Genomic DNA, 19,841 nt, shown 5'->3' with positions numbered 1-19,841 from the left:
ATAGAAATAAAATAAATATGTAAATATGAACTAAATCACAATAAAATACAATACTTAAATTATTATACTTATAATAATGAATTAAAAAAATAATTCTTCTTGTGTTATTGTTAGTTATTTTTATTGGAAAAAAACAATTAAAAAAAGAAAGATAGGTTTTTCAAATGACAAATAAAATTCAATTCGGTCAATTTTTTACTAAAAAACAAAATTGGTTCACAAAACCATTAGAAGAATTTATTTTTGATAATTTAAAAGAAAATCATATTATCTTAGATCCCTTCGCTGGCGAAGGGGATATTTTAAATTTTTTAAAATATTATTTTAAAAATAAAATTAATAATTTAAATTTTATAGGGTATGACATTGATAAGAAATTTGTTAAATATAAAATGAATGATTCTTTAAAAAATATACCTTATGAAAAAAAACATAAATATTTTATATCAACAAATCCTCCGTATTTAGCAAAGAATAGTTGTTATCGTAAAAAATATACACAAACTTATAAAGACTATTTTAAAACATCTAATTTTGCTGATCTTTATTTATTAGCTTTAAGTAAGATGATATCCACAAATCAACCAGGTTTTGCAATTGTCCCAGAAACTTTTATTAATTCAAAATTTGATAAAACCAATGTTAACAGAATTATTATCATTGAACCCAATCCTTTTGAAGATACTACCGTACCTATTTGTATTGTTTGTTTTAATGGCACCAAATTAGAAAAACAAATTATTTATAAAAATGACGATAAAATTGGTTCTTTACAAGAATTAAAAAAATTAAAAATTTTTGTTAAAGAAAAAAGTGAGTTTTTAAAAAAATTACGATTTAACGATGTTAATGGATTTATTGCGTTGTTGGGTGTAGATTCCACAAATCCTGAAAAAAAAATTAAATTCATTCATAAAAATAAATTAAAATATAATATTTCAAATATAAAAACTTCGTCTCGTGCGATTACTATAGTTAACAGTGAAGAATTTAAATATTTAGATGATTCAAAAATTGAAAAAATAATTATTAACGCAAATCAAATTTTAAATACATTTAGAACACAAACTAAGGATGTTTTGTTGTCTCCATTCAAAGGAAATAACAAAGATAATCAACGTAGACGTAGGTTAGATTTTCATTTAGCTAGAAATATTTTAACAAAGGCTTTTATTGATTGTTGTAATAATATAAATGAGGATAGTATTTATGAAAAAGATAAATTATAAAACAAAATATAAAGAACAATTAAAACAAAATTTGGAAAATTTCAATATTAAAGATAAAAAAACTTTAAATAAAATTAAAAAATTTTGTGAAAAATTTAATTTTATTCAAGAAGAAGTAGAAACATCAATTAAACATAATAATTTTTTAAAAGCTTGGTTTATTTTAGAACCTTTAAAACAAAACTTTTATGAAAAAGTATTTGCTGAATTTTTAAAAAATGATATAAATAATATATCCGAAGTGTGTAAACCTAAAAGTATTTTTATAAAAAAACAAGAAATAGTTCAAAAAAAAGAAATAAATCAGTATATCTCATCAAAAGGTAAGTCAATTGATTTTTCTTTTAAATATAAAGATTTAGAAATTATTTTTTATGTTTTTCACAAATATACCAAAGAATCTGGCGGCTCGCAAGATAATCAAAAAAATGATGTAAAAATATCTATTGAAGAAGCCAAAACTGACACCCAAAAATATAATAAAAATATAATGATTTTATTCATTTGTGATGGCGATTATTATAGTGAATATAAAATGAAAGAATTAAAAAAAGTAGCAAATCAACAAAATCTTAAAGTTCTGAGTTCCAACGAACTACAATTTTTTTTGGATCAATTTTATTCACAAATAAAAAACAAAAACTTTTTAAATTAAAAATAAGTTTGAAATAAAAAAGCAAAAATGTTAAACTAATTTAATTGAATTTGGTTTTTATTAATATTATTTGCTAAATTTAATTTAATTGTCAAAAAAATAATTATGATAAAATAAATATAATTAATGCCTTTAATTTGAAGGTTTTTTTATATTCAAATTTTAATTAAAAAAAGAAATAACAATTTAATAAAAAATATTCTTTTAAAGATAAAAAAGAATTAGAAATAAAAAATAAATATAGTTTTAGAAAAAAATTGTAAATAATTCTATAATTTTAAATTTTATTTTTATATTATAAGACCTTCAAAATTGAAGGTCTTTTTTTATATTCAAATGAACCCTTATGCTTTCAGTTTTTCTTTTGTTTATGAACAATAATAATAAAATTTATTAAGGAGTTAAAATAACAAATCACAAAGTTTATTAACCAAAATAATTCTTTTATAATTACTATTCCATATCATAAAAACGAAGAACAAACAAATAAAAGACATATTTATCAGATTTGCTATTTACCGAAAGACATTTTTAAAATAAGCAAACTAAATATTTGGAAAAAAAAGAAAAAAGATTATTTTTTAATTAACAATAAAGGAGTAGAATTTAAAATTGCACCTAGTATGAGTTGGCAAATATGGTGGACTATTCCTTTAAAATTAATTCAAGAAAAAAGTGAAATTTTAAAAGTTTAATCTTTATCAATCCAGTCAAACAATACATTACCCTTTATACGAAGAAATTTAATACTAAAAATGATGAAGAATCATCAAAATAAAGAGCAATAGAATAAAATAATATTAAGACCGACTTTTAAGTTGGTCTTTTTAATTAATTTAAATGAAATGTGATATTTTCTTAAATAAATAATCAAAATTTTTTTAACAATTTTGATATAAATTTAAACGAATCATTTTTTAAACTAATATAATTCAAATCAGAAATAGAAACAAACTATGATGCAATTTTTAAGAAGAAAGAAGGGTAAAAAAAATGAAAAATATGACTTCTTTTGATACATTTTTAAGTATCAAAAATATCAAAGGGTTAGATTTTATCTTAAATTTTCTTCAAGTTCATAAAGGCACTATCAAACGTTGGGAAAAACAAAAATCTGTTCCTAAAAATTATGATACAGACTTAAAAAAAATAATTAAACAAATTGAAATTGAATATCCACATATTGATATAGTAAAATTCCAAAATAATCATTTAAAAAAGGAAAGAAAATTTGATGAATTTTATACTACTCATAAAATTGCTTTAAATTGTTTTGAAATTTTAAAAAGTAAAATGTTAGAATTAAACCTAAATTTTAATGAATATAATTTTATCGAACCTTCGGCTGGCAATGGAAGCTTTTATAATTTATTGCCTCTGAGGTGTTCCGTTTTTTTAGACACTTTTTTATTTCAAAATTACTCTTTAAGACTTAAAATTAAATAGATAATTTCATATCTTTTCAAATTAACAAATAATTTCATTACACTTAAAAAGTGTCTAATGTTTTTTCATAATTTGCTAGTTTCAAAAGATATTTTTTTTAAATATTTTATCCCTACACTATATATATAGGCCGAAAAAAAGAAAAAGTTGCATATAAAACGACATGGGTTTCATTTTTTTACACAATAATGCGGAATTTTTGATTTTTATAGAAAAAAATGTACAACAAAACAACCTTTTTAAAAAGGTTATGAATTTATATTTTTAAAAAATGTTTTTTAAATATTTTGCAAATATTGTAAGGGTGATAAATTATTTAATTTAGTTAATAACCATTTATTATTCCAAAAAGAAGGAAATTGATTGATAATTTTTTTGATTTTAGCTTGGGGTTTTTGGAATAAAAAAGGATGTTGGTTGGATAAAATACTTTTCATCTGGCCAAAAAGATTTTCAATGACAGCGTTATCACGTGGGGTTGCTTTACGAGACATACTAATTAAAAACCCTTTTTTAGTTAAAACTTTTTGTACTTTTAGAGATTGATAAACTTTACCTTGGTCTGAATGAATAATACAAGGGTTTTTTAAAGGAGGAATTTTTTTAATGGTATTTAAAATTAATTCTTTATTTTGTCGGTTTGAAGTGTGGGAGGCAATAATTTGATTATTAAAAGAATCAATAATACACGAAAAATAAATAAATCCTTGGGGAGTGGGAAAATAAGTAATATCGGTAAATAGTTTTTTCATGGGTTGGGAGGTAGTAAAGTTTTGATTAATTAAATTTGGGACTACTTTGAGGTTAGATTCTAAATTTTTATAATAATATTTATTTTTTTTAGGCCTTAACTTACAACAAATATTATTTTCTTTCATGATAAGATAAACTTTTTTCTTAGTAATAAATTCGTTAAAAATTTCTTGGTATAAATCAGTAATTTTACGATGACCGTAAAAATATTCATGTTGCAAACATAAAGTTTGAATACGTTGTTGTTGCACTAAATGTTTTGTTTCTTTTAATTTTAACTTTTTTTCAATTTTTAGCCAATAATAATAAGTACTGCGATTAATACGAATTGTTTTTAAAATAGTAGTTAAATTGAGGTCTTTGACAAATTGTTTAACCAATTGAAAAACTATTTTTTTATTAATAGTTTGAATGTGGCAAATCATATTTTGTAATAATCTTATTTTTTTCTTTAATTTTTGCATTATTAACACCAATTATCTTAATATTTTTTATTAATTCCAAAAATAATTATAACTAAAAAATGCATTAAAAGTTAATTTTAAAATATATTTATTAAATTATTATATAATATGATTAGTATTCAAAGACGAGCGTAGCGAACTAGGCGGTCAGCCGATAAACATTACAATTAACTATTACCCCCCTACTATAAAGTCCCCTTTGGGGATTTAGGGGGGCATTTGACCGTTAAATTGTTAAATTTGACGGGCACATGTTTAGATAATATATTTCATTTAAACATTATAAATGATGATATATTATAATAAATTTATATATACTAATTAAATATAAAAACTCTTGATAGGTTTTTATATTTAATTAGTATCATTAATATTAAATAAAATAATATTAATGATATATGTTTCTAATAAGGTTAAACCCGAATTAAGTATTATCTATCACAACCCAATTCAAAACAGCCTTGGAGGGCTTTTTGAATTGGTGTTTAGGTTTACCCACGGGTTTAACCTTATTAGAAACATACCATTATATATATAGGCCGAAAAAAAGAAAAAGTTGCATATAAAACGACATGGATTAAATTTTTTTACACAATAATGCGGAGTTTTTAATTTTGGGGTAGTTGTGCCATATAATAACGGGGTTAAAGGGCAAAATGCTCACCATAAACACTAGCGAAAATGATGACAGAAGAGATAAAAAATGGAAAAAAGTGAAAAAAATAAAAAAATATCCCCCTCAAATGAGGGGGTCTAAATTAGGTTAAAAAATGATTCGTTTTAATTTATGCCAAAATTGTAAAAAATAAAAGTACGTATTTGCAAGGGTTTTTGAAGGTCACTTAGAGGCGAAATTGAATATAAAGGGGGTCTAAATCAAGACTAGGGTAATTACCATAATTGAATTTAAATCAAAGCGAGAGAGGCAAAATAATGCGTTTAAGAGGCATTTCTGATTTGGGGGGTATTTAAAATAGGTTATTTGAAGTTAAAATTATGAGTTGTTTTTAATTGTTAATTTTTATTTTATTTTTTTCTCTTAATTAATTTATTTGTTACAAATTAAAATATGAATATTAAGATAAATGAGTATTTGCCTATACTTAATTAAAATTATTTATATAAACTATCCTAATTATGCCTCAAATCATAACAATAGCATTAAAATTTTGATTAACTCTTTAAGAAGATATATTATTTAATTCAAATTTATTAAAAAAGACCAACTTAAAAGTTGGTCTTAATATGTTTTTATCCTCTTGTTCTTGATTTTGATGATTCTTCATTATTTTTAGTATTAAATTTCTTCGTATAAAGGGTTAGGTATTTTTCTTTTTAGAATGAGAGATAATAGTGAGGTTAATTAAATCTTGTTTTAATATTTGTAAAAAGTTTTTAATTTGAGTTAAATCGTTCGGAGTGGTTTTTGTGTTCCAGCCTCCGAATCTAATTTCTTGATTAGTGTCGTTTTTCATTTATTTTCTCCTTTTATTTTCAATTTGGGCATAAAAAAGACTCTCGTAATGAGAGCCTTTGATTTTTTGTTTTGTTTTTTTAATTTGAGTTGCTTTGTTTTTTTTAAATTTAATTTTTTTATTTTTTAATAAATAAATAATTGATTAACTTTTTTAAGTTAAAAATATTTTTCATAATGTATTTCTTTTATCTAGTTTTTGTTTTAATTCATTAAAAATTTTTTTTAAATCAGTTAAATATTTAATTTCGTTTTTTTCTTTTAAATGTCGTTGAAAAGAATAATCAAATTTATATCCTACACCAGTTGAATTTTTCCTACCACTACCTCTTTGATGTAATTTTGGAAAATCAATATCATCATATAAAAAAACTTTTATAAAAATTTGATTAGGCGCTATATCTAAAAATAACAATAAATCATAATTATTAGTTTTTTTAATGCCTTCGTGTTGAAATTTATCATTTACATCTAAAGTAGCGGTTTTAATTTCGATTCTATAATTTTCAAATTTAATATCCCAATCTTTGTTTTTATCATCATCATCTCTTGCTTTAAATCCATTTTTTTAAACCATACATTATAAATTTTTGTCCAAAAGAACCTCTAGCATCAATTTGAAGGTGTCTAATTTTAAAATATAAATCATCTGGTTTAAATTTGCTATTTTTTTTAAAATTATTAACAGTATATTCATATACTTCTTCAAAAAAATAAATAATTTCATCATTATTTTTATTCATTATTATTTTTCTTTCGATATTTTTTATAATTTAAATTTATTTATCATAATAATTAGCATCTGTCAAAACTTTAACAATTAAGCTCATACGCAAATTTAAAGCACTGTTTGTTGATAAAAAAGCTATTTTTTTCCAATCGGTATCCATAAATATTTTTTTTATTTCATGATATTTTTTTAAAATTTTAATACCATAACCTCTTTTGTTTGGTAATTCTAAAAAAGATTGATATATTTTCATTCCTTTAAAACAAGTGCTAGGTAAATATAAGTCGCATTTATCTAACATTTTTTTATTTCGTGTGCTTCCTGGTGTTCCGCCATCAGATAAAGAATAAATTTTAATAAAATTATTAGCAGTTTTGATTTTTGTTTTAACTATTAAATGAGTGTTTATTTTAGTCCAAATTTGAAAACAAGTAGATACTTTAACTTTTTTACCATTAGGATATTCAAAAGAATTTAACGGTAAATTTTGTGAATAAGCTAATTTATATCCTTTTACTCTTGAATTAGGACTTCCTTTTCCATCAGAATTAAAGCAAGGAGGTAAAATAAAAGCTACAACATCAGCAAAATTATAAGAATGATTAATAAATCTTAATGCTAAATTCCCCCTTAAACCGAAAGGAGGATTTCCAAAAACTATATTTTTTGTTTTATTTTTGGGAATAAAATCTAAATAATTTTTAATAATGTAATTTTTATTAATATGGGGGTTAATTTCAACGCCGATTCTTTTGGTTGGAGGCAATAAATTATAAAAGCTTCCATTGCCAGCCGAAGGTTCGATAAAATTATATTCATTAAAATTTAGGTTTAATTCTAACATTTTACTTTTTAAAATTTCAAAACAATTTAAAGCAATTTTATGAGTAGTATAAAATTCATCAAATTTTCTTTCCTTTTTTAAATGATTATTTTGGAATTTTACTATATCAATATGTGGATATTCAATTTCAATTTGTTTAATTATTTTTTTTTAAGTCTGTATCATAATTTTTAGGAACAGATTTTTGTTTTTCCCAACGTTTGATAGTGCCTTTATGAACTTGAAGAAAATTTAAGATAAAATCTAACCCTTTGATATTTTTGATACTTAAAAATGTATCAAAAGAAGTCATATTTTTCATTTTTTTTACCCTTCTTTCTTCTTAAAAATTGCATCATAGTTTGTTTCTATTTCTGATTTGAATTATATTAGTTTAAAAAATGATTCGTTTAAATTTATATCAAAATTGTTAAAAAAATTTTGATTATTTATTTAAGAAAATATCACATTTCATTTAAATTAATTAAAAAGACCAACTTAAAAGTCGGTCTTAATATTATTTTATTCTATTGCTCTTTATTTTGATGATTCTTCATCATTTTTAGTATTAAATTTCTTCGTATAAAGGGTAATGTATTGTTTGACTGGATTGATAAAGATTAAACTTTTAAAATTTCACTTTTTTCTTGAATTAATTTTAAAGGAATAGTCCACCATATTTGCCAACTCATACTAGGTGCAATTTTAAATTCTACTCCTTTATTGTTAATTAAAAAATAATCTTTTTTCTTTTTTTTCCAAATATTTAGTTTGCTTATTTTAAAAATGTCTTTCGGTAAATAGCAAATCTGATAAATATGTCTTTTATTTGTTTGTTCTTCGTTTTTATGATATGGAATAGTAATTATAAAAGAATTATTTTGGTTAATAAACTTTGTGATTTGTTATTTTAACTCCTTAATAAATTTTATTATTATTGTTCATAAACAAAAGAAAAACTGAAAGCATAAGGGTTCATTTGAATATAAAAAAAGACCTTCAATTTTGAAGGTCTTATAATATAAAAATAAAATTTAAAATTATAGAATTATTTACAATTTTTTTCTAAAACTATATTTATTTTTTATTTCTAATTCTTTTTTATCTTTAAAAGAATATTTTTTATTAAATTGTTATTTCTTTTTTTAATTAAAATTTGAATATAAAAAAACCTTCAAATTAAAGGCATTAATTATATTTATTTTATCATAATTATTTTTTTGACAATTAAATTAAATTTAGCAAATAATATTAATAAAAACCAAATTCAATTAAATTAGTTTAACATTTTTGCTTTTTTATTTCAAACTTATTTTTAATTTAAAAAGTTTTTGTTTTTTATTTGTGAATAAAATTGATCCAAAAAAAATTGTAGTTCGTTGGAACTCAGAACTTTAAGATTTTTTTGATTTGCTACTTTTTTTAATTCTTTCATTTTATATTCACTATAATAATCGCCATCACAAATGAATAAAATCATTATATTTTTATTATATTTTTGGGTGTCAGTTTTGGCTTCTTCAATAGATATTTTTACATCATTTTTTTGATTATCTTGCGAGCCGCCAGATTCTTTGGTATATTTGTGAAAAACATAAAAAATAATTTCTAAATCTTTATATTTAAAAGAAAAATCAATTGACTTACCTTTTGATGAGATATACTGATTTATTTCTTTTTTTGAACTATTTCTTGTTTTTTTATAAAAATACTTTTAGGTTTACACACTTCGGATATATTATTTATATCATTTTTTAAAAATTCAGCAAATACTTTTTCATAAAAGTTTTGTTTTAAAGGTTCTAAAATAAACCAAGCTTTTAAAAAATTATTATGTTTAATTGATGTTTCTACTTCTTCTTGAATAAAATTAAATTTTTCACAAAATTTTTTAATTTTATTTAAAGTTTTTTTATCTTTAATATTGAAATTTTCCAAATTTTGTTTTAATTGTTCTTTATATTTTGTTTTATAATTTATCTTTTTCATAAATACTATCCTCATTTATATTATTACAACAATCAATAAAAGCCTTTGTTAAAATATTTCTAGCTAAATGAAAATCTAACCTACGTCTACGTTGATTATCTTTGTTATTTCCTTTGAATGGAGACAACAAAACATCCTTAGTTTGTGTTCTAAATGTATTTAAAATTTGATTTGCGTTAATAATTATTTTTTCAATTTTTGAATCATCTAAATATTTAAATTCTTCACTGTTAACTATAGTAATCGCACGAGACGAAGTTTTTATATTTGAAATATTATATTTTAATTTATTTTTATGAATGAATTTAATTTTTTTTTCAGGATTTGTGGAATCTACACCCAACAACGCAATAAATCCATTAACATCGTTAAATCGTAATTTTTTTAAAAACTCACTTTTTTCTTTAACAAAAATTTTTAATTTTTTTAATTCTTGTAAAGAACCAATTTTATCGTCATTTTTATAAATAATTTGTTTTTCTAATTTGGTGCCATTAAAACAAACAATACAAATAGGTACGGTAGTATCTTCAAAAGGATTGGGTTCAATGATAATAATTCTGTTAACATTGGTTTTATCAAATTTTGAATTAATAAAAGTTTCTGGGACAATTGCAAAACCTGGTTGATTTGTGGATATCATCTTACTTAAAGCTAATAAATAAAGATCAGCAAAATTAGATGTTTTAAAATAGTCTTTATAAGTTTGTGTATATTTTTTACGATAACAACTATTCTTTGCTAAATACGGAGGATTTGTTGATATAAAATATTTATGTTTTTTTTCATAAGGTATATTTTTTAAAGAATCATTCATTTTATATTTAACAAATTTCTTATCAATGTCATACCCTATAAAATTTAAATTATTAATTTTATTTTTAAAATAATATTTTAAAAAATTTAAAATATCCCCTTCGCCAGCGAAGGGATCTAAGATAATATGATTTTCTTTTAAATTATCAAAAATAAATTCTTCTAATGGTTTTGTGAACCAATTTTGTTTTTTAGTAAAAAATTGACCGAATTGAATTTTATTTGTCATTTGAAAAACCTATCTTTCTTTTTTTAATTGTTTTTTTCCAATAAAAATAACTAACAATAACACAAGAAGAATTATTTTTTTAATTCATTATTATAAGTATAATAATTTAAGTATTGTATTTTATTGTGATTTAGTTCATATTTACATATTTATTTTATTTCTATTCTTTTTCATTATATATTTTAACACATTTTTTATGATTATTATTTTTTTAGAGTTGATTTAGTGTTATTTTATAATTTGTTTGGAATTATTTTTCATTTATTTTAACTCCTAGTTTTTTTGATTAATAATAAGTTTCTGTTTTATTAACATAACTTTATTTTTTTAAGCCTTGATTGTTAAAAAAACTGTTTTATCGGGTTTTATTAAAAAAACAACAATAAATTCTTTTTAAGAAGGTTTATTGTTTAAAGTTCATTCACAATCTTTTCTAATTCTTTTTTAAAGACGTTTACTTGTTTCTCTAAAGGTTTTATTTTTTGGGATATTTTTTTATATTTTTCGTTAAGAGCTTTTAATGTTAGCGTTGAATAAGGAATTTTAGTTGCTTCAATAGTTTTTTAATTTGATATTTCATTTCATTCTCCTTACTTTATTTTTTGATGAACTTTTTTGTTGTAATCAATTTGCTGGGTATTAAATAAAAAAAGGTTCCTCTTAAAGGAACCTTTTTATGGTATTAAATGTGTTTGGTGTTTTTTAAAAATAGTTTTATTCAATTACAAAATATAATTATAATGTTTGTTGTAAAAATTAATCTTAATGGGTGTGTGTTTAATTTATTAGATCGATGAGTTAAAAAATACAATTTTGTTTTATTTTTTTTAAAAATTCTTGAAAACGATGGATATTGAATAAAACATTGGTTTCCGTTAAGGTTTTTTCCAACAAAGATGCGTTTTTTTTCAAACCTGGACCTTCTATCACATAAATAAATTGAATATTTTTGAATTTATTGATAGTTTTACTAAATTCTACCAAACGTTTTAATTCGCTATTAATTTTGGAGCCTGAAGTGTTAAAAAAACTACATTCTAAAAGATAATTTATATTATTATGTTTAAAAACAAAATCCACTCTTTTTGTTTCTTTTAATTCAACACCTTTTAAAATGTCTGTTAAAAGAACTTCTTCTTGAAAATTGAAATTATTTGTTTTTAAAAGAGTTTTAATTAAATTAGGCAACAAAACTCCTGATTTATTTTTTCTTGAGTTAGAATCCAACCCCACCAAAACCCCAAAAATATAATCTTTAATATTTTGATTAAAATTTGAATTTACAAAAACATTAGTTAGAAGTTTTGATTCTTTAATAAAATTAATGACAACTTCTTTATCTTGGTGGTCAAAAGTAATTTCTTGGTTTTGGTTGTTAAAATAAATAAATTTTTCGTTTTTCGCAAAACGATTGTTAGCTAATAATATTGGCAAAAATTCAAAAGTATTTGATAATTCTTGCCATTGCAATTCAAATTTATCATAAAATTCTTGCTCAGTTTTGGATTTAAGTTTATTCCATTTTTTAATAATTTCTTCATTTTGGTTTATAAAATGATTAACTTTTTCCCACGAAACATAATCCTTTAAAAAATAAGATGTAGATTTTAACTCTTTGAAAAACAATAAATTATTTATTTGTTTAATTTGGTCATCTCTTAATGTAAAATTCGTAATAATTGTTTCGTAGGTGTTATTTTTCCGATTGCAGCTTTGGGAATTGATAAAACGATTAACAGGAATTCTTATAAAATTAAAATCTTTGTATAAGTGGTTAATTAATTGGGTGTCGTGATTAGTTAAAACCCATTTAACTCCTCTTAAATGAGCTGCTTTTAAAGATTCAAACAATTCTTTTTGGTTTGTTTGATTAAAAGGGGATGCATTATAGCTGTTAAAAGTTTGAGTATCTGAATCATAAGGAGGATCACAAAACAATAAATCATTTTTTTGTGTTTGAGCAACTATTGTTGCGTAATCTTGGTTTTGGATTTTAATTTCATTCTTTTTTAAGAATAATGTGATATTTTTAAGATTAGATTCGTTAATGATAGTTGATAAACAAACATCATTTTTTCCATTAAACGGAGAGTTAAATTGATTTTTAGAATTAACACGATAAAGACCATTAAAACAAGTTTTATTAAGAAAAATAAAGCGAGCAGTTTTTGAAATATTATCCAACGAAGAGGTTTTTTGGTCGCGCAATTGATAATAAAAATCTTTTTTTTCTAATTTTAAACGTTTAATATATGTTTTTAATAAATTAACAACATCACGAGATTGTGATTTTAAAGTATGCCAAGCAGTTATCAATTCTTCATTAATATCAGACAAAACAGCTTTTTGAGGTTCCAAACTAAAAAATACACTCCCACCTCCTAAAAAAGGTTCAAAATAAGTTTCATATTTAACATTCATAACAACTTTCAAAAAAGGCCAAAGTTGGGTTTTTCCACCCGCCCATTTGACAAATGGTTTTAGTTTTAATGTATTTGACATTTTGATAACCTCTTTCTTGTTTTTTTAACTAATTTTTCAACAACTTAAAATTTTAAGATAAATAGAGGCATTTACCCTACTTAAATTGAAATTAGTTATATAAACTATCCTAATTATACCTCAAATCAAGATTATAACATTAAAATTTTGATTAACTCTTTAATAAAATATATTATTTCATTCAAAGTGGCGGTTTTAATAAATTGATATTAATTTTGGTCCAGGTTTGAAAAACCCCCAAAATGAAAAAAGACCTTCATTATAAGGTCTTAATATCAATTAATATTTATTTCTTGAGGTTTTTTGGGTGGCGGAGTGGTGCCATAAAAATTATAAAAAGTAATGTTTGAGCCAACACAGTTAATCCCATTAATGTACCAATCATCTATGAAAAATCCTGGAACATAATGATATTGACAACTTTCCCCTTTTTGATTATAAATGCCCCTTGATGAACGACCAAATTTATCTCTTATTTCTCCAGATGAATAAGGAATGCCAGGTTTGATGTAACATTGCCTTAACCAATTAATATATTCAGAAGTATAATTATTGAAAATACGCAATTTTGGTTCTACATCTTTACAAGAAATAATAAATTTTTCCTTTTCGGTTTCAAAAATATTTATAAGTTGGTGAGGTTCACACGATATAGTCTCTTTTCTATTTGAAGCTATTAACAATTCGTTTTCTACTCTACCAGTTTGGTGTATAAATTCACCTTCATAATCAAATAAATTATTATCTCTTTTCCATGTTCGAATGGCTTGGTAAGGATCAATAGCATCAGGTAATTCGATGCTTTTAATTCTTTTTTGAGTATTGAAAGAAAAAAGGTAGATGTTTTTGGCGCCATTGGAGAGTTTCAATAAATCATCAATGGTGGAAGTTTGGTTAGTTATCATTTCTTGGTAAAGTGTTTTGGTTGTTTTTTGTAAAAATGCAATTAATATTGCAAAACTCTCTTTTAATTCTTCATTTTTAGTTTGACTTAACTCTTTTAAAGCTTGTTCTAACCTTTGTTCCTGGTGTTCTATTCTACATTTTAAATCTCTAGTATTTTCGTTTTCAGGTAGCAGACGAACCCCATCATCAAAGTAAATAGAAGCAATTTCAATACCATGAAATTCTCCTGAAGGTAAAGGAGCGATTAAACCTGTGGTAGGGGTAATATTATAACAACCTAATTTAATTAGTTTGGGTTTTTGGATGATTTTCTGTTGGATTAAGTAATTATTAATCACTTCTTCTTTACTTTGGTCAACAAAGATATCGAAGCTGATTACTTCCACATTGACCTTTTCTTCCTGAGTTTTTTGTTGAGCATCCCAAAAAACAAAAACTTCTTCAATAGCTATTTCGTATTTTAAAAGGTCTTCTAAGGTGTGTTTTTTATTTGCAGCAGGATATTTAATATTAAAGGGATTAGAGCGGGGTTTAAAATAGACACCCATGAGTCCTTCTGGTGGATCTTTGATATGCCAGTAAAAAATACTATCATTGTTAGAATTATAAGAAGGAGTGTTAAAGTTATCATATGCGATAACATCACTTTTAATCCCAACATATTTTAAAATTTCAGGAATACTTTCTTTGGATAAAACGCTGATATCATACCTTTTCATTTTAGGTTGGAAGGTTAACCACTCTTCTTGAAGGGTTTTATAATCAGCTAGTTTTATAGTTGATTTGGTTTGTCGATGGAAAAAGGAACGCCCGAGGGTTTTACTTGGAGATTGTTTGTTCTGCTTGATTAGCTTCCCTGTTTGGGGGTCGTACTCTACTTTGGACTTGATTGTACCGTTGGGGTGATATGAGATTTGCGCGGCGAAGGTTAAAGGAATAAAACTTAAAAGACCACACACCACCATCATAATGAGCTTCCTAATTTTGAGTTTTTTTAACATAATCGCGAATTCCTAATTGTTATTTTTTTAACAGCGTTATTATATTTGTCGATGGGTTTCTTGGTGGGGGTTTGGTAATCTGCTAATTTAATTTTGCTTTTGGTTTGATTATGAAAAAAAGAAGAATGAGAATTGATGGAAAGGACAAAATTGAAATTAATAATTAATAACATAATTATTAATTTTTTTAAGTCTTGTTTATTCATTTAAAATTATTTCCTTTCTTTTTTAATTTTTTGTTTAATTTGGTTATTTTTGGGTATAAAAAAAGACTCTTGTTTAAAGAAGTCTTGTTATTTGGATGAGTAAGTATGGTTAAATAAAAAAACCCCTTTTGGAAAGGGGTTTTTTATAAAAAAGATAATTTTTATGTTGATAATATTTTTAGTTATTTTCATCATTTAAATTGTTTAAAAGGTTTTTATAAGTTTTTAATTGTTCTTTTTGATTATCAATTAATTGTTTGTAATTTTCTTTTAATTTTAAGAGATTTTCTTTTTGATTATCAGTGATACTTCCTTGTAATTCTTTATCTATGTTTGTTATTTTGGTTGCATTATCATAAATTTTCTGTTTTAAATTAATTATGTTTTCTTCAATAGTAAAGTTCTGATTAACAGGTTGCCTGCTACTAGTTTCTGGAAGTTTTGGATCCGTTGCCATAACTGGATTAATATTGATGAAAGCGAATAATCCTAAAAAACTCATTAAAAATAATGGTAAAAGATGTAATTTATTTTTTATTTGCATCATTTTAACTTATAACTCCTTATTTGTTAAGGTTTTTTCTTGTTTTTTTGTGTTTTCTTCAATGTTTTTCTTGTTTGTTTTTTGATATTTGGCGTAATCCACTTTATAAAAAAAATCATAAATTCCAATATGAATAAAAAAATCTATTTCAGGAAAACGCGTCGGTCTTGTTTTTATTACCCAATCATTATTCTGATATTTTGTTATTGTTTCATGAATTTTATATTCGGAGTTTTCTTTTTCTATAAAATTTTCGATTATTTTAAAAATATTATTAGAATCAAAAACTTTTTTTAAAACAAAAAAAGCAATGAAATTTTATTATCTTTGTCTGTCGTATTATAAAGTAATTGTCGATATTTGTTTTCGATTTTGTTTACTAATGTTTGATTTTCTTCTTTTTTTAGAACGGCGCATTCCGCAACATATTTTTTTGAGTCATCAAAATGTATTACGATATCCGCTTTGCCATGCTTGTTTTGTGTCTCACAAGATACCTGATTCCGAAAAATAGAAGGATAACTGTTTAAATTAAGGGAAATGGTATCTCTATAAATAGCTTCCATATCTTGTTCTTTTCCTTGCGCGTTATTACTTTTTTGTAAATTTTTACTTCTAGAAATGTTAACGCAAATACTGTTAATCGTTTGAATAATTTCATCAAAATTTTTCAAGTTTAATTTTTTCAAAACCGTTTTCGCTCCTTGAAATTGTTAAATTATTTTATTTTTAAAAAAATCTTTTAAAAATGAAGGACTAATAATATTGTTTTTCCATTTTCGGCGAGGATTGTATGCATTTTTCCAAGGACTTTCTTCATGCGTCATAACGCTTAAATTGTATGATGATATCTTGACGTATTTATCGATTACTTTATAAATAATGTTTTTTGCTTCTTCGTTTAATTCGGTTTCGGATGCTTCGAAACAAACATAATTATTAGTTATTGGGCGGTCGACAAATTCGAGAAATTTTCCATAAACATGTGGAATAACTGGTCCAAACAACCAAGCTTCTATTGGCTCATTAAATAATGGTTTATCGTATTTAGCAACATAATATCCTTGGATATAATATAACAATTTATTTATTTTCATATTAGAAACTTTATATTCTTGTGTATCAACATGATTAATCAAACAATTAACTACATTAAAGACATTTATTTCATTATTCTTTTCCATTTTTAATTTTCTCCTTTTTTTTATAATTATATCATAGCCTGTTGGAATTTGTGATTTAAATTGTTTGATTAATTTTTTTAAGTCTTGTTTATTCATTTAAAATTATTTCCTTTCTTTTTTAATTTTTTGTTTAATTTGGTTATTTTTGGGTATAAAAAAAGACTCTCATAGAGAGAGTCTATTAAAATTTAATTGTATTTTGAATTTTATATTAATGCAATAATTTATTTTTTCTTTGTATTTCCTTTATGGTTTGGATCATAGGCGATAATAACAAAATATTTACAACAGTTATACCATAAACGCGTTCTTGCAAATTAAGAGATATTTGAAAAATAGGTTCATCTTCAGAAAGGTTAATGACACGAGCAAACCCTTTTCGAGAAAGGGTGCTAGGTTGGACTACATGATATCTAGGACCTTTATTATGCGATTTTTTGATTTGATGCCATGTATACTCAATATATTTATTTAAAGGTGCGATAACTTTTTCTAAAACTTCTTTAAAACCTTTTATTGTTTTAAAACTTGAAATATCTGTTAAATTTTGATCGAATCGATAACGAAAAAGATTATTAATTGTTTGTTCCATATTAACAAATGTGTTTAGTGTTTTTAGAAAAATATTCTAAAATATCTTTGTTTTTAATAATGTTTTTAGACCAATCGGAATTGATATAATATGTATTTTTCCATGGGTCTTCTTCGTGAGTTTGTTGAGATAAAAAATCGGCTTCTTTGTTGCCGTATAATGAAATAATATCATCAAGGATTTGTTTTTGAGCGGCATTTATTTTAGTTGCATCTCCCATTGATAAAGAATCGGGATTTAACGGTTTATAAGTAAATTCTTTTAGTTGTGCGCACAATTCAGGAAAAACAGGACCATAAATCCAAGCTTGGATTTGTTCTTTTACAAGAGGTTTTTTAGTTTGCACTAAATGTTTTGCGTGAGCGTAATAAATCATTTTATTTAGTTTCATTTTAGTAGTTGTATGAGGATTATTTTCAACAATGTAAAGTGCAACATCAAAAACGTTAATTTGGTTTTTGTTGGGGATGATGGATGTTTTCATATTCATTCCCTTCCTATTTTTTATATTGTATATTTTAACATATTTTTTGATGATTTTTAATTGTTTAATTAATTTTTTTGGTTTTTGATTATTCATTTTTTTGATTTGCTCCTTCTTTATTTTTACTAAAATGTTGTATATAAAATAAAAAAAGAACTAATAAAAATTAGTTCTTTTTCGTTAATTTAGTTGTTTTTTTGTTTGATTTATTTGAATTTGGATAAAAAAAAATTCTCATAGAGGAGAATCTTATATGTGAATATATGTTAACGATGGCGATTGTTTTCGATGATGCTATGAAATAAAGCGTTTTGTTGTTGTAGATTGCTAATTAATTCGGTGTAATTATCTCGAAGCTTTATTAAATCTTGGAGACGTTCGCCTTGTAATTCTTCGTCGGTCATCAGTATATATTCAATTATATTGTTTCTTTCTGTTTCATATTCGTGAATTCTATTGTTGTTTATGGCGATATTTTGCTGAGCTGAATTAGTATAGTTATTTTCCATCGCTATAACCTGATGATTGTTAATCACAAATAATAATCCTAAAAAAACTAATAAAACTATTTTAAATAAGTATAATTGTTTTTTTAATTTAAACATTAATTTATAACTCCTTTAATTTTTTTATCCCTCGTCTGAGGTGATGTCGTAGTGGGATTGGAGACTAGAGATAGTTAAGTCTTTAAATTCTTCTGATAAATACTTTAATTTTTCTTCTAATCCTTTTTTAAATCTTTTGTCATTTTCCAGCAGTTCTGTTAGAGATTCTTGTTTGCTTTCTAATTTGCCGATTTGGATTGAAACTTGAGTTATTTGATGCATTATTTCATTTCGTTCGCCTTGAAGTTTTTTAATTTCTGCTTGTAAACGATCATAGTTGTTTTTTCTCGTTGTTCTAATTGATTCGGGTTGATTTGGTAAATATTTGAATTGTTTTTGGTCTTCTTGTTTTTGTTTAATTTCTTGTACTTTAGCTTCTTTGGCTTGTTCTAACTTGGTTTCTTGAGACTTTAATGAAGGAAATTTATCTTGAATTTCTTTAATTTCGCGAACAAAATCATCGCATTTTTGTTGATATTCATCGATCCATGGGTTCCATTCTTGTTTCATCTTTTTTAAACTATTAATTAACTCGTCTCTTTGTTGATTGATTTTTGATTTTTCTTCTTGGGAAAGATTATTTGGTAATAAAGATTTGTCATCGGTTCCTGAAAGAATATAAGCTTTGATTTTGTCAAAATTAGTTGGTGAAATAATTTTTTTATATAAAAAATTATGAGGTAATTTATTATATGTATTTGTTAAATTTTCTATATCTTTTTTTAAATATTCGATATATTGTTTTTCCACAAATTCTTCTTGGTCTTTTTTAGAAAAACTATTAAAAATACCACTTTTTCGACAACTATTAATAACATTTTCTTTGATACAATTATTTTTTTTTAAAATTTCTAATATTTCTTTTTTTAAATCTTCTCTACATAAAGGGTTAGAAGAAATATCATTTAATTTATTTTTTTCTCTTTCTCTCAAATCAATTAATTCTTTAATAACTTTTGTACTTGGATTTTTTTTAAAAAATTCTGAATTAGGATCTTCTTGTTGTTCTTGTTTTAAAGAATTATTGGTCTTGTAATAAATACCAATACCAACAATAACTGCGATAATAATGATTATAATTACTAAACATTTTTTAAAAAAATTATTATTATTCATAAATTTCATTTCCTTTCCGATAATAGTGATTATTATCAAATATTGAAATATGAATATATCACTATTATACAACTTTATTTTTTAAATGTTTTA

The 19,841-nt window shown here is 23.4% G+C and carries 20 protein-coding genes and 1 pseudogene; 3 read left to right on the top strand and 18 right to left on the bottom strand.

Translation table 11 applies throughout. The features are described from left to right. Nucleotides 1-164 precede the first annotated feature (164 nt). The 3 genes from JAHGCCOI_RS03560 to JAHGCCOI_RS03550 all read left to right on the top strand — a co-directional run bounded on the left by JAHGCCOI_RS03560 (nucleotide 165) and on the right by JAHGCCOI_RS03550 (nucleotide 3,330). Nucleotides 165-1,229 (top strand): TRM11 family methyltransferase, encoded by a 1,065-nt coding sequence (locus JAHGCCOI_RS03560; protein ID WP_212775580.1) that lies wholly within the window; start codon nucleotides 165-167, stop codon nucleotides 1,227-1,229. Continuing rightward, nucleotides 1,210-1,884: a hypothetical protein gene (locus JAHGCCOI_RS03555; protein ID WP_479492017.1), complete on the top strand. Its 675-nt coding sequence runs from the start codon at nucleotides 1,210-1,212 to the stop codon at nucleotides 1,882-1,884. Before JAHGCCOI_RS03560 ends, JAHGCCOI_RS03555 begins: the two co-directional genes overlap by 20 nt. A 993-nt stretch (nucleotides 1,885-2,877) precedes the next feature. Beyond that, a complete protein-coding gene (locus tag JAHGCCOI_RS03550; RefSeq protein ID WP_479492016.1) occupies nucleotides 2,878-3,330 on the top strand; it encodes a hypothetical protein in 453 nt (150 codons plus the stop codon). Nucleotides 3,331-3,608: 278 nt separating this feature from the next. Here JAHGCCOI_RS03550 and JAHGCCOI_RS03545 read toward each other — a convergent pair whose 3' ends face one another. The 18 genes and pseudogenes from JAHGCCOI_RS03545 to JAHGCCOI_RS03460 form a co-directional block, all read right to left on the bottom strand. After that, on the bottom strand, nucleotides 3,609-4,547 hold the full coding sequence (locus tag JAHGCCOI_RS03545; RefSeq protein WP_479491994.1) for an IS3 family transposase: 939 nt from the start codon (nucleotides 4,545-4,547) through the stop codon (nucleotides 3,609-3,611). Between the two features lie 1,322 nt (nucleotides 4,548-5,869). Then, nucleotides 5,870-6,022: pseudogene (locus tag JAHGCCOI_RS03540) on the bottom strand (phase variable surface lipoprotein); the annotation flags it as partial. A gap of 171 nt (nucleotides 6,023-6,193) precedes the next feature. Continuing rightward, nucleotides 6,194-6,436 (bottom strand): hypothetical protein, encoded by a 243-nt coding sequence (locus JAHGCCOI_RS03535; RefSeq protein WP_479491995.1) that lies wholly within the window; start codon nucleotides 6,434-6,436, stop codon nucleotides 6,194-6,196. A gap of 139 nt (nucleotides 6,437-6,575) precedes the next feature. Then, on the bottom strand, nucleotides 6,576-6,764 hold the full coding sequence (locus JAHGCCOI_RS03530) for a hypothetical protein (protein ID WP_479492015.1): 189 nt from the start codon (nucleotides 6,762-6,764) through the stop codon (nucleotides 6,576-6,578). A 36-nt stretch (nucleotides 6,765-6,800) separates the two neighbouring features. After that, a complete protein-coding gene (locus tag JAHGCCOI_RS03525) occupies nucleotides 6,801-7,595 on the bottom strand; it encodes an SAM-dependent methyltransferase (RefSeq protein ID WP_479492014.1) in 795 nt (264 codons plus the stop codon). A gap of 136 nt (nucleotides 7,596-7,731) precedes the next feature. Then, nucleotides 7,732-7,896, bottom strand: a complete 165-nt coding sequence (locus JAHGCCOI_RS03520) for a hypothetical protein (protein WP_479492013.1) — start codon at nucleotides 7,894-7,896, stop codon at nucleotides 7,732-7,734. 1,346 nt (nucleotides 7,897-9,242) lie between these two features. Beyond that, a complete protein-coding gene (locus tag JAHGCCOI_RS03515) occupies nucleotides 9,243-9,563 on the bottom strand; it encodes a hypothetical protein (protein ID WP_479492012.1) in 321 nt (106 codons plus the stop codon). Next, nucleotides 9,544-10,608, bottom strand: coding sequence for a TRM11 family methyltransferase (locus tag JAHGCCOI_RS03510; protein WP_212775580.1), 1,065 nt, complete (start codon nucleotides 10,606-10,608; stop codon nucleotides 9,544-9,546). The genes JAHGCCOI_RS03515 and JAHGCCOI_RS03510 overlap by 20 nt, the downstream gene beginning before the upstream one ends. A 798-nt stretch (nucleotides 10,609-11,406) precedes the next feature. Further along, a complete protein-coding gene (locus JAHGCCOI_RS03505; protein ID WP_479491976.1) occupies nucleotides 11,407-13,110 on the bottom strand; it encodes a DpnII family type II restriction endonuclease in 1,704 nt (567 codons plus the stop codon). 275 nt (nucleotides 13,111-13,385) lie between these two features. Next, on the bottom strand, nucleotides 13,386-15,017 hold the full coding sequence (locus JAHGCCOI_RS03500) for a DUF2963 domain-containing protein (RefSeq protein WP_479492011.1): 1,632 nt from the start codon (nucleotides 15,015-15,017) through the stop codon (nucleotides 13,386-13,388). Then, complete coding sequence (locus JAHGCCOI_RS03495) at nucleotides 15,011-15,223, bottom strand: hypothetical protein (RefSeq protein ID WP_227807313.1); 213 nt, start codon at nucleotides 15,221-15,223, stop codon at nucleotides 15,011-15,013. Before JAHGCCOI_RS03495 ends, JAHGCCOI_RS03500 begins: the two co-directional genes overlap by 7 nt. A 178-nt stretch (nucleotides 15,224-15,401) precedes the next feature. After that, on the bottom strand, nucleotides 15,402-15,770 hold the full coding sequence (locus tag JAHGCCOI_RS03490) for an SVM family protein (protein ID WP_121463809.1): 369 nt from the start codon (nucleotides 15,768-15,770) through the stop codon (nucleotides 15,402-15,404). Nucleotides 15,771-16,060: 290 nt separating this feature from the next. Beyond that, nucleotides 16,061-16,456 carry a hypothetical protein gene (locus JAHGCCOI_RS03485; RefSeq protein WP_479492010.1) on the bottom strand — a complete coding sequence of 132 codons (396 nt, stop codon included), beginning with the start codon at nucleotides 16,454-16,456 and terminating at the stop codon, nucleotides 16,061-16,063. Between the two features lie 24 nt (nucleotides 16,457-16,480). Further along, nucleotides 16,481-17,047 (bottom strand): Panacea domain-containing protein, encoded by a 567-nt coding sequence (locus JAHGCCOI_RS03480; protein ID WP_479492009.1) that lies wholly within the window; start codon nucleotides 17,045-17,047, stop codon nucleotides 16,481-16,483. Between the two features lie 115 nt (nucleotides 17,048-17,162). Beyond that, nucleotides 17,163-17,543 carry a hypothetical protein gene (locus JAHGCCOI_RS03475; protein ID WP_479492008.1) on the bottom strand — a complete coding sequence of 127 codons (381 nt, stop codon included), beginning with the start codon at nucleotides 17,541-17,543 and terminating at the stop codon, nucleotides 17,163-17,165. Nucleotide 17,544: 1 nt separating this feature from the next. Continuing rightward, nucleotides 17,545-18,123 (bottom strand): Panacea domain-containing protein, encoded by a 579-nt coding sequence (locus JAHGCCOI_RS03470; RefSeq protein WP_479492007.1) that lies wholly within the window; start codon nucleotides 18,121-18,123, stop codon nucleotides 17,545-17,547. 170 nt (nucleotides 18,124-18,293) lie between these two features. Beyond that, nucleotides 18,294-18,632, bottom strand: coding sequence for an SVM family protein (locus tag JAHGCCOI_RS03465; RefSeq protein ID WP_479492006.1), 339 nt, complete (start codon nucleotides 18,630-18,632; stop codon nucleotides 18,294-18,296). Nucleotides 18,633-18,656: 24 nt separating this feature from the next. After that, nucleotides 18,657-19,748 (bottom strand): hypothetical protein, encoded by a 1,092-nt coding sequence (locus tag JAHGCCOI_RS03460; RefSeq protein WP_479492005.1) that lies wholly within the window; start codon nucleotides 19,746-19,748, stop codon nucleotides 18,657-18,659. Nucleotides 19,749-19,841: the final 93 nt, after the last annotated feature.

Source organism: Mulberry dwarf phytoplasma (assembly GCF_056504655.1).
The sequence above is the reverse complement of the archived record's forward strand: the minus strand, read 5'-3'. Positions and strand labels throughout refer to the sequence as shown.

Coding starts and splice junctions, on each gene's coding strand:
- JAHGCCOI_RS03560 (WP_212775580.1), top strand. CDS start 165: ATGACAAATAAAATTCAATTCGGTCAATTTTTTACTAAAAAACAAAAT.
- JAHGCCOI_RS03515 (WP_479492012.1), bottom strand. CDS start 9,563: ATGAAAAAGATAAATTATAAAACAAAATATAAAGAACAATTAAAACAA.
- JAHGCCOI_RS03470 (WP_479492007.1), bottom strand. CDS start 18,123: ATGAATAATCAAAAACCAAAAAAATTAATTAAACAATTAAAAATCATC.
- JAHGCCOI_RS03465 (WP_479492006.1), bottom strand. CDS start 18,632: ATGTTTAAATTAAAAAAACAATTATACTTATTTAAAATAGTTTTATTA.
- JAHGCCOI_RS03505 (WP_479491976.1), bottom strand. CDS start 13,110: ATGTCAAATACATTAAAACTAAAACCATTTGTCAAATGGGCGGGTGGA.
- JAHGCCOI_RS03520 (WP_479492013.1), bottom strand. CDS start 7,896: ATGAAAAATATGACTTCTTTTGATACATTTTTAAGTATCAAAAATATC.
- JAHGCCOI_RS03525 (WP_479492014.1), bottom strand. CDS start 7,595: ATGTTAGAATTAAACCTAAATTTTAATGAATATAATTTTATCGAACCT.
- JAHGCCOI_RS03530 (WP_479492015.1), bottom strand. CDS start 6,764: ATGAATAAAAATAATGATGAAATTATTTATTTTTTTGAAGAAGTATAT.
- JAHGCCOI_RS03510 (WP_212775580.1), bottom strand. CDS start 10,608: ATGACAAATAAAATTCAATTCGGTCAATTTTTTACTAAAAAACAAAAT.
- JAHGCCOI_RS03460 (WP_479492005.1), bottom strand. CDS start 19,748: ATGAATAATAATAATTTTTTTAAAAAATGTTTAGTAATTATAATCATT.
- JAHGCCOI_RS03550 (WP_479492016.1), top strand. CDS start 2,878: ATGAAAAATATGACTTCTTTTGATACATTTTTAAGTATCAAAAATATC.
- JAHGCCOI_RS03555 (WP_479492017.1), top strand. CDS start 1,210: ATGAAAAAGATAAATTATAAAACAAAATATAAAGAACAATTAAAACAA.
- JAHGCCOI_RS03545 (WP_479491994.1), bottom strand. CDS start 4,547: ATGCAAAAATTAAAGAAAAAAATAAGATTATTACAAAATATGATTTGC.
- JAHGCCOI_RS03500 (WP_479492011.1), bottom strand. CDS start 15,017: ATGTTAAAAAAACTCAAAATTAGGAAGCTCATTATGATGGTGGTGTGT.
- JAHGCCOI_RS03495 (WP_227807313.1), bottom strand. CDS start 15,223: ATGAATAAACAAGACTTAAAAAAATTAATAATTATGTTATTAATTATT.
- JAHGCCOI_RS03475 (WP_479492008.1), bottom strand. CDS start 17,543: ATGGAACAAACAATTAATAATCTTTTTCGTTATCGATTCGATCAAAAT.
- JAHGCCOI_RS03490 (WP_121463809.1), bottom strand. CDS start 15,770: ATGATGCAAATAAAAAATAAATTACATCTTTTACCATTATTTTTAATG.
- JAHGCCOI_RS03480 (WP_479492009.1), bottom strand. CDS start 17,047: ATGAATAAACAAGACTTAAAAAAATTAATCAAACAATTTAAATCACAA.